This window comes from Streptomyces sp. CRCS-T-1 (assembly GCF_024442335.1).
GTDB classification, from domain to species: Bacteria; Actinomycetota; Actinomycetes; order Streptomycetales; family Streptomycetaceae; genus Streptomyces; species Streptomyces koelreuteriae.
The window spans coordinates 2,688,768-2,702,338 of the sequence record NZ_CP101651.1; the positions used below are offsets into that span (position 1 = coordinate 2,688,768).

The window sequence follows — 13,571 nt, forward strand, 5'->3', positions numbered from 1 at the left end:
TGCCATGCGCTTTTTCATTCCGAGACACCTGTTCCGACACGCGAGACGATTTCGTCCCAGTAGCCGGGCATGGCCTCCCAGGGATCGGCGTCTCCGCCGCGGTCGGTACGGTCCGTGCGGTCGGTGAAGTAGATCGTCGCGGCGCCCTGCCAGCGCGCGATGCCCAGCGCCTCCCCCAGATGGGGGCGGGGCACTCCGTGGACGAAGTGACAGAAGCGCTCCGGCGAGTGGTCCGCGGTCCACTCGGCCACCTGCGACCAGCGGTAGTCGCTCCACGGTCCGGAGAAGGTGACGAGCTGGTCGGCGAGTTCGACGTACCCCGGGTGCGGGTGGATGCCGTGGCCGAGGACGATGTGGGCCGCGTCACGGATCACACGGAGGGTGGCCACCGTGCGGCGCACCTCGGGCAGCCCGGCGTGGTCCGCCGGGCAGCGCTCCAGGAGGAAGCCGTCGACCTGGTACCAGTCGACGAACCGGTGGGCGTCCGAGATCAGCTCTCCGAAGTTCCGGGTGCCGTACCGGGTGTCGAGGTGGCCGAGGACCCGGATGCCCGCGTTGCGCAGGCGGCCGGCCGCCTCCAGGCAGTGCGGGTCGGGGCGGGTGCCGGGGCCGTCGGCCACGTTGAGGACAACCCAGTGCAGCGGGGTGCCGGGGCGGGTGAGCTCACCCCATTCGGTGGGTGCGAGGAGGGGGTGGGCGTAGCCGGGGACGCCGACGCCGGGGCGGAGTTCCGTGCCGGAGGTGCGCGGCTGTGGGCTGGTCAGATGCGGCATGCCGCCTCCATCCAGATGTCCGCGAGGGACTCCTCGAGGCCGATCCGGGGGCGCCAGCCGAGCCGGTCGCGGGCGGTGCGCACATCGGCCTGCTGCCAGCTGCCGCAGCCGTCGGGGTACGGGTACGCGACCTGGGGGGCGTGGTCCGAGTCCGGGCGGGGATGGCCGATGGCCGGGCGCAGGGCGCCGGGAGGGCCGTCGAGTTCATGGAGGGCGCCGCCGTATCCGGCCACGCGGGCGAGGACCGCGGCGGCGTCGCGCAGGCGCACGGCGCGGCCGGAGCCGATGTTGATGACGCCCTGCGCGGCGGAGAGCGAGGCGGCGTGGACGGCGCGGGCGACATCGCGGACGTCGACGAAGTCGCGCTGCGCGCCCAGGCCGCCGAGCTTCAGCTCGCCGTCGCCGGACTGCATGGCGCGACGCATGGCCTCGGCGAGACGCCCGAGCGGGGAGCCCGCGGGGGTGCCGGGTCCGGCCGGCGAGAAGACGCGCAGGACGACGGCGTCCAGGCCGGAGCCGAGGACCAGTTCGGTGGCGGCGAGTTTGCTGACGCCGTACGGGCCGCCGGGCCGGGGGACGGCGTCCTCGGCCGTGGAGGAGCCGGGCTGGCTGGGGCCGTACTCCGCGCTGCACCCGATCTGCACCAGACGGGCGCCGCAGCCGCTGCGGCGCAGGGCCTCGCAGACGGTGGCGACGGCGACGGTGTTGTGGCGGGTGAGTTCGCGGGCACCGCCCCTGGTGGCGCCGGCGCAGTTGACGACAACGCCCGGGTGGACCGCGTCGAGGAAGCGCGTGAGGGCGCCGGGGCTGCCGGAGGCGAGATCGAAGCGGACGTCGGCGTCGTCGCCGCGGCCGAGGGCGGTGAGCTGCACGGCGGGGTCGGCGAGCAGGCGGTCGGCGACGAAGCGCCCGATGTAGCCGTTGGCTCCGATCAGCAGGACTCTCATCGCGCGGCTCCTGGGGCGGCTGGGACTCCTGGGTGGGTGGTCATCGGGTTCTCCTTGGTGCGGGGCGGACGGGGTGGTGCGGGTGCCTCCGGCGGTGGGCCGGTGTCTGCGGCTACAGGTGACGGGGCTTCGGCCGGGGGGCTCGGGAGTCGCTCTCCGACGGTCCTGGCTCCCCCGGCGGTCACCGGGAGGGGACCGGGGGTGCGTGGGCCGAGGCCCTGGTCAGCCTGCGCGTCGCGTGGACGAGGAGGGTCAGGGCCGCCGCGCCGCAGGCGAGGGTGGGGACGCTGCCGGCGCCCCAGAGGGTGACGAGGGTCTCCACGGGGGTGCCCAGGAAGCCGAGTCCGGGGAGGCGGGCGATGAAGACCGTGGCGAGGGCGGCGGCCTGGACCGTTGCCGTCGCGGCGAGCACTGCGGCCGGGGCGTAGGGGAAGCAGTGGGTGGTGAGGAGGCGGGCGATGAAGAGGAGGGCGCCCAGGGCGAGGACCTCCGCGTGGTCCGCGGGCTCGTCGAGGACTGCCGCGCAGAGGGCGAGCAGGCCCGCCAAGGCGCCCAGGAAGAGGGCGACGGTGCCGAGCAGCAGCGGGCGTACGGCGGCGGCGAAGTCCTCGAGGCCACGGCTGGCGGCGAGCCTGCGGCGGCCCCGCGCGGTGAAGAGGTGGGCGGTCCAGGCCGCGGGCGCGCACGCCAGGGCGAGGGCCAGGACGGGGGCGACGGCGAGGGGCCAGGAGCCGCCGGCCGCGCCGGTGGGCGGACCGTCGGGGCCGCCGGTGACGGCGCTGTGGAGCAGGCCGTCGCCCAGGACGGAGTAGGCGACGAGCCAGGAGATCCACAGGGCGCTGCCGCGGGGGCCGGTGTGGTCGGTCCGGCTCAGCGGGCCGCGGCGGAGTGCGGCGCGGAGGGCCAGGCCCACGGCGAGGATGCCCGCTGCCACGGCGATCAGGCGCGTCCGTCCGTGGGTGAGGTGCGCGGCGTTCACGGCGGCGGCGCACAGCGCGCCCGGCAGGAGCGTCAGGAGGACCCAGTCGGCACGCGCCCGGGGGGCCGTGGGCGCCGGCGACGCGGGGGCGTCCCCGTCCCGGGTGACTCGGGCGTACATCTCCTCGGCGAGGGAGAAGACGTCCCGGTGGCGGAAGCGGGCCGCGGTGCGCTCGGTGATGCCGTGCGCTTCGAGTCCCGCGGCGATCTCGAGGGGGTCCACCGCCCGTTCGCAGAGTTCCCGGTGACGGTGCATCAGCGCCTTCACCGGGTCGGCACCCCGACGCGCGGAGGGCGGCTTGCGATCGGCGGCCTGCCCCTGCGCCACGGATGCCTCGCGGCCGTCGGCCGGCTCGCGCTTCCCGGGCGACTCACGGTCGGCAGCCGGTTCCGGTGCCGGTGAGGCCGTGGCCGCCGGCCCGAGCGCCCTCTCCGAGGGGGCATCCGACGCTCCCGTACCGGCAGAGGTGCCGGGTCCGGCCGGGGTTCCAGGACGGTCCAGTTCGCCCAAGTCGTTCATCGTGCTCTCTCCGGGGCGGGGACGGCGGTGGTGGCTCGTACGGGGCTGCCTCCGGCCCAGCCGGGGACGCCGCGGGCGGCGAGGCCGGGGGTCGGGCCGGCCCAGCTGACCGGGACACGGGCCTCGGCGGGCACCGCGAAGGGCAGCGGCTCACCCGCAGCGTCTAGGACGACACGGCGGACGGGAGCGCGCGAGACGATCTCCAGGTAAATGCTGTGAAACGCCTCGATGTTCTGCTCGACCGTGAACAGTTCGAGAGCACGGGCCCGGGCGGCTGCGCCCAAGCGCTCACGGCGCTCCGGGTCGCGCAGCAACGCGACGCACGCCTCGGCGAGCGCTCGTGGGTTGCGCGGGGGCACGACCAAGCCGGTGCCGCCGATGACCTCCACGACCGCGCCGACGTCCGTCGACACCGTGGCGCGTCCGCAGAGCATGGCCTCGACCAGGCCGGTCGGGAAGCCCTCGACGACGCTGGACAGGACGGTCACGGCGCCCGAGGCGTAGGCGTCGGCGAGGGCCGGGAGTTCCGGCTCTCCGACCTCCTCGAAGGACACCGGGTTGTGGCCGGCGGTGTGCGGGCCCTCGGCCTCGTCGGGGAAGAGATGGGCGGCCAGCGCCCTGCAGTGGGCGAGATAGGCCGCGCCCTCGGTCCCGGCGGGGGCTCCGACGATGCGCAGGCGCGTCCGCGGCTGCTGCTTGCGGACCTCGGCGAAGGCGTGCAGCAGCGAGACCAGGTCCTTGGCGGGTTCGACGCGGCCGACCCAGACGAGCGCGTCCGGGTCGGCGCACTCCGCGGACTCGCCCACCTCGGCGAAGGGCCGGGCGTCCATGCCGGGGTAGATCGTGCGGAGCTTCTCGCGGCCGGCACCGCAGCGCTCCTGCCAGCGGCGGGCGTGCGTGTTGCCGGCGGTGACGACCTCGGCCTGCCCGTAGACCTCGGCGGCGAGTCCGCCGTGGAAGGCCGCCAGCAGGGACCGAACGGCGGGCGGGGCGTCGGGGGCGGTGAGGTAGTGCGTCCGCAGGCGCACGCCGTACTCGGTCACCAGCAGGGGGACGCCGGTGAAGTGGCGGGCCAGCAGGCCCGGCAGGGCGGCCGGGCCGCCGGACGCGGCGTGGCAGAGGTCGACCGCGCCGAGTCCGTCGTCCTCGTACCAGTCGAGGGAGAGGGGGCGCAGCGCCCGTTCGAGGTGTGCGGCCACGGCGAGCAGGTCCGGGACCCGGGCCTCACGCGCGGCGCGGTGGGCGCCCGGCGCACGACAGGCGCGTTCCAGCGCGCGTACGGCGGCCTCGGAGCGGAGAGCACTGGCCAGCCCGCCCTCCTCACGGGCGAGTTCGGCAAGCCCGTACAGAGCGTTGGCGAAACGGTCCGCCTCGGGGGTCGAGGCCCCCTCGGACGTCGCCCCGCACGGCTCGGACGCCGCCCCGCAGAGCACGGCGGCCAGTTCCCCGAAGCACTCGGTGAACCGCCGGCGCGCACGGCGCCCCAGGACCACCCCGTCGTCCTCGGTCATCCACAGCGGCGCGGTCCGTACCCTGCGGACGTTCGGCGAGAGCGGGGTCCAGCCCTCGTCCTCCTGGTGTTCACTGCGGCTGAGCGCGTAGACGTCGAACTCGTGCTGTGCGAGCCCGCGCACCAGCCGGTCGCACCAGAGCCTGGCGTCACCGCTCACATACGGATAGCCACCTTCCGTGAGCAGTCCGATGCGCATGTGTCCACCCCCGATCTCCCGTATGGGGAGCCGCCGTTGCCCGGCGGCTCGCAGCGGGACGAACGTATGCGGTCAGGGCGGTGGTACGACGGACGGTTGTCCGTCGCACCACCAAAAGGGGTGAACGGTCGTAACTTTCCCGTGCGGGTCGCGTTCCGTCGCGCTAGGAGATCAAGTGGACACGGATCGTCATGCCGCGGCCAACTCCCGTCGCTCCGCCCGGCGTCGCGCGGCGGCCTCCGGGTCGAGCGCCGGTACGGCGGCGAGCAGCTGCCTGGTGTACGGCTCGCGCGGCGCCCCGTACACGTCGGCGACGGGTCCTTCCTCGACGACGACGCCCTCGCGCATCACCGCGACCCGGTCGCTGACCTGGCGGACGACGGCCAGGTCGTGCGCGATGAAGACCAGCGCGAGCCCGAGTTCGCGCTGCAACTCCCCCAGCAGGTCGACCACGTGCGCCTGGGTGGTGACGTCGAGGGCCGAGACCGGCTCGTCGCAGACGATGACGCGCGGGTCCGCCGCGAGCGCCCGCGCGATCCCGATGCGCTGGCGCTGGCCGCCGCTGAACTCGTGCGGGTAGCGGTCGTGATGCGCCGCTTCGAGCCCCACGCGCTCCAGCAGTTCTGCCACGCGCTCCCGAATGCGCCCCTCGGACTCGCCGCGCGCGCGGAGCGGATCGGCGATGGACTCGCCCACGCTGCGGCGGGGGTTGAGGGAGGAGACGGGGTCCTGGAAGACCATCTGCACGGCCGGGTTCACCCCGGTGTGCGCGCGGCCCTCGAACCGCAGTGATCCGGTCGTCGGCTCCAGCAGCCCGACGAGCATCCGCCCCAGGGTCGTCTTCCCGCTGCCGCTCTCGCCCACGATGCCGAGCGTCTCACCGCGCCGCAAGGTCAGCGACACCTCGTCCACGGCCGTGAACGCCCGCTTCCCGCGCCCGAACACGCGCGTGAGGCCGGTCGCCTCCAGCACGATCTCCTCGGGCTCCGACGAGTCCTTCCGGGGCGCGTCCAGCCGGGGCACCGCGGCCAGCAGTTCCCGGGTGTACGGCTGGGCCGGCGCGCCCAGCACACCCGAGACCGGCCCGTGCTCGACCGCCCGCCCGTGCCGCATCACCAGCACCTCGTCGACGCTCTCGGCGGCGACGCCCACGTCGTGGGTGACGAGCAGCAGGCCCATGCCGGTCTCCTCGCGGAGCGTGTGCAGCAGGTCGAGGACCTGGGCCTGGACGGTGACGTCGAGGGCCGTCGTCGGCTCGTCGGCGATCAGCAGGCGGGGCTCGCACGCGAGCGCCATGGCGATCAGGGCGCGCTGGCGCATGCCGCCGCTGAACTCGTGCGGCCGGGAACGCGAGCGCCGGGCCGCGTCCGGAATCCCCACCCGGTCCAGGACCTCGACGGCACGCGCGCGTGCCGCCCGCCGGGACACGCGCGCGTGGGCGCGGTACACCTCGGCGATCTGGTCGCCGATCGCGTAGTACGGGTCGAGGGAGGACAGCGGATCCTGGAACACCATCGCCGCCTGCCCGCCGCGCAGCCGCCGCAGATCCCCGTCGGAGGCCCGCTGCACGTCGGTGCCGGCCACCTCGACCGAGCCCTGGACCCGCGCTCCCGTGCCACGGTGCAGGCCGAGCAGGGCGGACGCCACGGTCGACTTGCCGGAGCCGGACTCGCCGACCAGGGCCAGGGCGGCGCCCTGTTCGAGGCGGAAGGAGAGTCCGTCGACGGCACGCGACTCGCCGAAGTCCACGCTCAGGTCGGTCACGTCGACCAGGCTCATGTCAGCACCACCCGTCGGTCGGCCACCGCGTACAGCACGTCGGCGACGGCGCCTGCGAGGACCACGAAGAAACCGGTCACCAGGACCATGCCGACGACCACCGGCAGGTCGACGACCTTCACCGCCCCCACCAGCGCCTGGCCGATGCCGGGCAGCCCGAAGAGCGTCTCGGTGAGCACGGCACCGCCGAAGAGCACCCCGAGGTTGTTGGCGTTCACGGCGATGAGCGGTGCCACCGCGCCGCGCAGCGCGTGCCGCCCGATGATGGACCGCTCCCCGATGCCGTACGCGCGGAAGGTCCGCACATGGTCCTCGGCGAGGGTCTCCAGCATCGCGGCCCGGGTCAGCCGGGCGTAGGTGGCCGACTCGATCAGCGCGAGCGACAGCCAGGGCAGCAGCAGGTTCCAGGCCCACTGCTCGGGGTCGTCGGTGAAGGCGACGTACTGCGGGAACGGCAGCAGTTGAAGCTGTCCGCAGACGACGATCATCAGGATCAGTCCGATGACGAAGACGGGCGTGGCCGTGCCGACCAGCGTCAGGCCGGTCAGCAGCCGTTCGGTGAGCCGGCCCCGCCGCCACACCGACAGCACGCCCGTGCCGATGCCGATGATCAGCCACAGCACCATGGCGCCGAGCGCGAGCGAGCCGGTGACCGGCAGCTTCGCCAGGATCAGGTCGGTGACCGGCTGGTCGCTCTGGTACGACAGGCCGAGGCAGGGCGCCGGGCAGTGCTGCACGGACGTACCGGTGGAGAAGTCCTGGCCGGCGACGAGGCCCGACAGGAAGTGCCAGTACCGCACGTACAACGGGTCGTCGAGCCTGAGCTGCTGAGCGACCTGGTGGACCTGTTCCGGTGAGCAGCGCGGGCCGCAGGTGATCTGGGCGACGTTGCCGGGCGTGGCGTAGAAGACGACGTAGATGATCACGGAGAGGGCGAAGAGGGTGACCAGGGCGCCGAGGACGCGGCGCAGTACGAATCCGCCGAAGCCGCTCATGCCGCACCCCCTTCGGCCGCCTTCGCCTCCCGCTTCCGTCCCGTGCCGATGCGCAGCCGTGAGGCCGCGCGCGGGTCGAGGGCGGTGCGCACTCCGTCGCCGAGGACGGTCAGGGACAGCACGGTCACGAACAGCGCGCCCGCGGGCAGCAGCAGGTACTGCGGGGCCGCCTGGTACCAGACGTCGGCCGCGGTGAGCATCTGTCCCCAGGACGGCGTCGGCGGCTTCACGCCCACGCCGAGGAAGGACAGCGCCGCCTCGACGGTGATGTTCGTCGGGATGAGCAGCGCCGAGTACGTGATGACGGGGGCCGCGAGGCCGGGCAGCAGTTCGCGGCGTGCGATCCGGGCGGTGCCCCAGCCGCTGAGCCGTGCCGCGGAGACGTAGTCGAGCTGCTTGAGGGTGAGCGTCTGCGCGCGCACCATCTTGGCCAGCGTGCCCCAGCCGGAGACCAGCCCCACGACGAGGGCGACCAGGACGGGACGCGGGAAGCTCGTCGGCACGATGGCGAGCAGGGCCAGCGCGATGACCATCAGGGGCATGGAGACGAAGATGTCGGCGATCCGGGTGACGGCGAGGTCCACCCAGCGGTTGCCGAGTCCCGCGACGACGCCCAGCACGACGCCGAGCAGCACCTGCACCACCGTGGCGGCCAGCGCCACGCCCAGCGAGACCCGCGCGCCGTATGTCAGCCGGGCGAACAGATCGCGTCCGGTCTGCGGTTCGACGCCGAGCCAGTGCTCGGCGCTCATCCCTCCGAACGACCCGATGGGCACGCCTCCGCGCGCGGAGTCGATGAGCGAGGGGTGGTAGGTGGTCGGGTCCTGCCCCTCGATCGCGGTGAGCAGGGGTGCGGCCACCGCGATCAGGACGAGCAGCGCGACGACGACCGCCGCGACGAGGGCGGCGCGCTGCGTGCGCAGCCGCCGCCAGAACTGACGGGCCCCCGAGGCTCCCGGAGCGGGCGCTCCGGGAGCCTCGACGGCGAGAACTGCCTCACTCACGGCGCTACTTCACCGCGACCTGGGAGATGTCCAGCACACCGGTCCAGTCACTGATCACGATGTTCTTGACGTCCTCGCCGTACAGGCGCTTGTAGACGGGGTGGAACAGCGGGACGGTCAGGGCCTTCTCGCCGATCTTCTTGTCCAGTGCACCCCACCTCTTGGCGGCCTGGTCAAGATCCGTCAACTTGTTGATCGCGTCAATCTCGGCATTGACCGACTTGTCATTGAGCAGGCCCGTGTTGAAGTTCGCGCCGTCCTTGACGATCTGCCGGCCGTCGAAGATCGGGGCGAGGAACGGACCGCCGGAGGGCCAGTCGGCGCCCCAGTGGGCGAGGAAGAAGCCCGGCTCGGTCTTCACGTTGTGGATCTTGTCGGAGTAGTCGTTCTCCTCCAGGCCCTGCAGCTTGACCGTGATGCCGGCCTTCTTGAGCGCGTCCTGGATGGCGGTCGCGATCTCCGGGCTGGTCTCGAAGTCCTTGGCGTTGGAGTGGGTCAGCGTGATGGTGAGACCGTTCGCGTGCCCGGCCTCCTTCAGCAGCTCCTCGGCCTTCTGCGGGTCGCCGCCCTTGCCCGCCGGGAACAGGTCGTACGGCGTGTAGCCGAAGGACTTCTGGTCGGGCAGGAAGGTGGTCGCGGGCTCGGCGAGCGCGGAGCCGCCGGCGGCGTTGACCACGGACGACCGGTCGATGGCGTACGAGATCGCCTGCCGCACCCTGGGGTCGTCGAACGGCTTGATCGTCGGGTTGAACGCGATGTAGTTGGTGTAGCCGAAGTGCCCGGTGCCGACGCGGGCGGCGAGCTCCTTGTCGCCGCTGACCTTGGCCAGCTCGGCCGGGCCGAGGTTGGTGTCCGTGGTGACCGCGGCGGCGTCCGCCCCCTGGGACGCGGACAGCCGCTGGTTGATCACGGACGAGTCGAGCCCGGACCGTACGTCGATCTTGTCCGGGTAGGCCTTGCGCTCGGCGTCGGTCGAGGCGGACCAGTGCGTGTTGCGCTCCAGGGTCAGCCGCTCACCGTCGTTCTCGTTCTTCACGACCTTGTACGGCCCGGAGGAGACCGGGTGCTCCTCGTACTTGGTGCCCGTGTCCTTGCTCTTCGGGACGGGCGTGAACTGCGTCTGCGTGGCCAGGTACGGGAACTCGCCCTCGGGCTTGTTCAGATGGAAGACGATGGTCCGCTCGTCCGGCGTCTCGATCGCGTCGAGGCCCTTCTTGTCCTTGTACGGGCCTTGGTAGTCGGCGGCCCCGACCAGCCAGTCCCGCAGATAGGGGGCGCCGCCCGACAGCTCGGGGGCGAAGGAGCGCTCGATGCCGTACTTGATGTCGGCCGAGGTGATCGGGGTGCCGTCCTCGTACTTGAGGCCCTTCTTCAGGGTGTACGTCCACACCTTCGCGTCCTTGCTGGGGCGCCCGGTGTCGGTGGCGAGGTCGGGGACGACCTCGGTGCCGGCGGCGCCGTCCTCGCGGTTGCGGGTGGTGAGCGTACGGAAGACCAGGGACGGGACGTTGCCGCCGCCGGAGGTGTACAGCCGTGCCGGGTCGAAATCCTGCTGCGGATTGGCGTTCAGGACCGTGAGAGTGCCGCCCTTGTGGGGCGTGGTGTCGCCGCCGGCGCCCTTGGCATCGTTGTCCTTGGGCCCGCAGGCGGCGGCGCCCGCTGCCAGGACCAGGCTGACGGATGCCGCGGCCACGCGGCGCGCTGTGACGGACGGTTGGCGCATCGGATTGACGACCTCTCGATGATGTCTCGGATCGCGAGACGAAATGACGAAGGGTGAGACGAACGGGAACAGACGTCTGCCCGGCGCCGGGTCGTCGAAGAAGCCGTGACCGATGAAGCCGTGACCGGGTCACGGAGAGCAGGGGTTTTCGCGACGCGCGCCTGGAGCGGGCGTCAGCAACAGTGAATGTCGGCCACGCAGAGCGGGGTCACGCCGATGAGCGCCAGCTCGAAGGCGGCGCGAACGGAGGCGGGACGGGGGGACATGCGCAGAAATATGTACGACTTTTCTGCGCATGTCAACGCGCGGCGCTGGCCGGCCCCTGTGATGCCGGTCAATTCCCGGGGTAGGCCCAGGGGTTGGCACGGCAGCGGATGCCGTCGTGGTTGAGGAACTTGGTCTGCTGCTGCATGACCGGCGCGAGGTCGCCGTCCTTGTCGCAGGTGACGTGGTTGTAGCCGAGACGGTGTCCGACCTCGTGGTTGATCAGCATCTGCCGGTAGGCGTGGATCTTGTCGCCGTATGTCGGCGAACCCTGCGCCCACCGGTAGGCGTTGATCATCACGCGCTCGGTCGCGGCCGAGTCGCAGGAGACGTTGTCCACGGTGGTGTCCAGGCCGGACTTGGCGCACCAGTCGGCGGTCGTGCCGGGGCTGGCGAGAGTGATCACGAAGTCGGGGTTGCCGGAGTAGACGCGCTCGAAGGTGTGCGCGCCGTTGTGGGCCCAGCTGCGCTCGTCGTTGAGCGTCTTCTGCACGGCCTCGGCGAAGAGTGCGCCGTCCAGCCCGAGTCCCTGCTCCACGTCGACGCGGTAGGTGTGCTTCTGTCCCCTGCCGGGTGCCTTCGCGACTCCGGGGACGGCGTCGAACTTCCCCGAGCCCTTGAGCTCGGCGCCGAGCGGGTACGTCCTGGCCATCTTCTCGTTGTACGTGAGCGGCTTGGCGTCGGACTCCGGGGCGGGGGTCTGCCCGCCGCTCTGGGGCGCGGGGTCCCGGACGTCGCGGGCCTGGTCCGTGGCGGACTGCGACTGCACGCCGGAACCGCCCTGGTCGTCGGCGACCTGGCCGGCGACGACCACGGCCAGCACGGTGGTGACGGCGGCGGCCGCGATGCCGGTGAAGGTACGGCCCTTGCCGCCCTTGACCGGCGCGGGCGCACCGGTGGGCTCCGCGTCGTCACGGTCGCGGTCCTGGTCACCGTCGAGTCCGGGGCCGAAGTCGCGGTCACGGCCGAAGCCGCGGTCACGGCCGAAGCCGCGGTCACGGCCGAAGTCGCGGTCCTGGTCGTCGAAGGGCGTGTCGGCCGGAGTGCCCGCGCCCCAGTCCGTGACGGAGGCGTATCCGTCCGCCGCGTGGGCGGAGGCGGCCGTACGGGGCGCGAAGACGTCGTCCCCTTCGCCGAAGGCGTCGAGGTAGTCCTGCCGCGGTCCGGGCACGGACGCCCGCCGCTGCCGCGGTATGGGAGCGGCGCCCCGGCCGTTCTCCCTCAACTCGCCCCAGCCGCCGCCGGGTTCCCGCTGCTCGGGGTGGCCTCCCCGGGCGGCGGGGAAGCCCTGCGCGGGGGTGCCGTCGGGCAGCCGCGGCACACCGCGTCCCGGCATGCCGTCCGGACGCCATCCGTCCGGCGGCTGCGGCGTCCCGTACGGAGGCGTGCCGGAACCCGGCGCGGGACCGGAGCCCGGCGCGGGCCGCGGCCCCGGCGTACGGCGAGGACCCGCGCCCGGCGGCGGCCAGCCGCCCTGCCCGGCGCCGGGCGGTACCGGCCGGCCTCCCCAGCCGGGGTCCGGCGCCTGGCCCTGCCCTGGTCTCTCTCCCTGCGCCGACCCGGCCCGGTCGTCCCGTACTGCGGTCGCGTCCGCGGTGTCGCCCTTGGCGACCGCCCCGCGGCGGCTGTGGCGTCCCACTTCGCGCCTCAGCCCCCCATGCTCTCGTCGGTGCTTTCCCTGTCGACGGCGCCGTCCTTGGCCCGCCGTGCTCGCCGCGTGCCCAACTCTCCGGAGTCCGCGAGGAGTTCGCGAAACGCCAGGGCCACTGTCTCCGGGTACTCCATCATGGCCACGTGCCCCGCGTCCGGCAACGTCACCAGCCGCGAGTCACGAAAGGCCCGGGCCGCCTTCTGCGCCATGCGGAAGCCGACCAGTTGGTCACGGCCACCGTAGACGAGAAGGGTGGGCGCGAGAACGCGCTCGGCCTGGCGCCACAGCCCCTGCTGGCCGCCCAGCGTGTACGCGTTGACGATCCCGCGCGCGGACCGCGCCATGGCGTCCCAGAAGTACGGCAGCCGCAGCCGCCGCTCCATCTCCTGCACGGCGTTGCGGAAACCTTCCGGCGTCACCATGCCCGGATCCCCGTAACACAGTGCCATGACGCCGCGGACCCGCTGCTCCGCCGTCCAGGCGCGGGTGAGCCGGGTGAAGAGCAGGGCGACTCCGGGCACCGCCAGCAGCCCGGTGGGCACGGCGGAGCGCTGCACGCGGATTTCCGGCAGGGCGGGCGACACGAGCGTGAGCGTACGGACGAGATCGGGCCGTACGGCCGCGACACGGGTGGTGATGGCGCCACCGAGCGAGTTCCCGAACAGGTGCACGGGACCGCGGCCGGAGGCGTCGAGGTAGCGGATGACCGCGCGCGCGTGCCCGGTGACGGAGTAGTCGCCGTCGTCCGGTGGCGGGGAGTCGCCGAAGCCCGGCAGGTCGACGGCCTCACTGTCGACGGCGTCCTCCAGCAGCGGCATCAGCGCCGACCAGTTCTGCGAGGAACCGCCGAGCCCGTGCACGTAGAGCGCGGGCGGCAGCCCCTCGCGGGCGGGCGGTCGCGAGCGCACCGTCAGCGTGACCCCGGGCAGCTCCACCGACCGCAGCCGCTCGCCCTCCGCGACCCTGACGCCCCCCACCCTCGGCAGCACATTGGCGGGCGGCACGAACGGCAGCTCGGTCGAAGACATGCGGCAATGTTACGAGACGATCACGCAGTGGCTCATGTGTTCGCCTGTGTTCGCCGTCACAAGAATCGGACAGGAGCAGTTCAGGGGGTGCGCACTGCGTCACACCCCGGACGCGGATCGCATAGCGTCCGGATCGGGTGTCTCCTAGGCTCGTACAGAGGGCACCCGCATGTGGCCCCTGATCCTCAGGGACGTTCGTA

At 72.9% G+C, this 13,571-nt stretch carries 11 protein-coding genes; all 11 read right to left on the minus strand.

The window, feature by feature from the left end; all coding sequences use genetic code 11:
- Positions 1-14: 14 nt before the first annotated feature.
- Positions 15-773 carry a spherulation-specific family 4 protein gene (locus tag NNW99_RS11770; RefSeq protein ID WP_215118650.1) on the minus strand — a complete coding sequence of 253 codons (759 nt, stop codon included), beginning with the start codon at positions 771-773 and terminating at the stop codon, positions 15-17.
- Entirely contained in the window at positions 761-1,720 is a 960-nt protein-coding gene (locus tag NNW99_RS11775; RefSeq protein WP_215118651.1) for an NAD(P)-dependent oxidoreductase, read from the minus strand. Before NNW99_RS11775 ends, NNW99_RS11770 begins: the two co-directional genes overlap by 13 nt.
- Before the next feature lie 181 nt (positions 1,721-1,901).
- Entirely contained in the window at positions 1,902-3,218 is a 1,317-nt protein-coding gene (locus NNW99_RS11780) for a hypothetical protein (protein ID WP_215118652.1), read from the minus strand.
- On the minus strand, positions 3,215-4,927 hold the full coding sequence (locus NNW99_RS11785; RefSeq protein ID WP_215118653.1) for a DUF3492 domain-containing protein: 1,713 nt from the start codon (positions 4,925-4,927) through the stop codon (positions 3,215-3,217). Before NNW99_RS11785 ends, NNW99_RS11780 begins: the two co-directional genes overlap by 4 nt.
- A gap of 189 nt (positions 4,928-5,116) precedes the next feature.
- On the minus strand, positions 5,117-6,706 hold the full coding sequence (locus NNW99_RS11790) for an ABC transporter ATP-binding protein (protein ID WP_215118654.1): 1,590 nt from the start codon (positions 6,704-6,706) through the stop codon (positions 5,117-5,119).
- Positions 6,703-7,701 carry an ABC transporter permease gene (locus NNW99_RS11795; RefSeq protein WP_215118655.1) on the minus strand — a complete coding sequence of 333 codons (999 nt, stop codon included), beginning with the start codon at positions 7,699-7,701 and terminating at the stop codon, positions 6,703-6,705. The genes NNW99_RS11790 and NNW99_RS11795 overlap by 4 nt, the downstream gene beginning before the upstream one ends.
- Positions 7,698-8,705 (minus strand): ABC transporter permease, encoded by a 1,008-nt coding sequence (locus tag NNW99_RS11800; protein WP_215118656.1) that lies wholly within the window; start codon positions 8,703-8,705, stop codon positions 7,698-7,700. The genes NNW99_RS11795 and NNW99_RS11800 overlap by 4 nt, the downstream gene beginning before the upstream one ends.
- A 4-nt stretch (positions 8,706-8,709) precedes the next feature.
- Complete coding sequence (locus NNW99_RS11805) at positions 8,710-10,428, minus strand: ABC transporter substrate-binding protein (protein ID WP_215118657.1); 1,719 nt, start codon at positions 10,426-10,428, stop codon at positions 8,710-8,712.
- A 173-nt stretch (positions 10,429-10,601) separates the two neighbouring features.
- Positions 10,602-10,694 (minus strand): Ms4533A family Cys-rich leader peptide, encoded by a 93-nt coding sequence (locus NNW99_RS39110; RefSeq protein ID WP_321170411.1) that lies wholly within the window; start codon positions 10,692-10,694, stop codon positions 10,602-10,604.
- A 68-nt stretch (positions 10,695-10,762) separates the two neighbouring features.
- A complete protein-coding gene (locus NNW99_RS11810) occupies positions 10,763-12,331 on the minus strand; it encodes a DUF3152 domain-containing protein (RefSeq protein WP_215118658.1) in 1,569 nt (522 codons plus the stop codon).
- An 8-nt stretch (positions 12,332-12,339) separates the two neighbouring features.
- Entirely contained in the window at positions 12,340-13,371 is a 1,032-nt protein-coding gene (locus tag NNW99_RS11815; RefSeq protein ID WP_215118659.1) for an alpha/beta fold hydrolase, read from the minus strand.
- Positions 13,372-13,571: the final 200 nt, after the last annotated feature.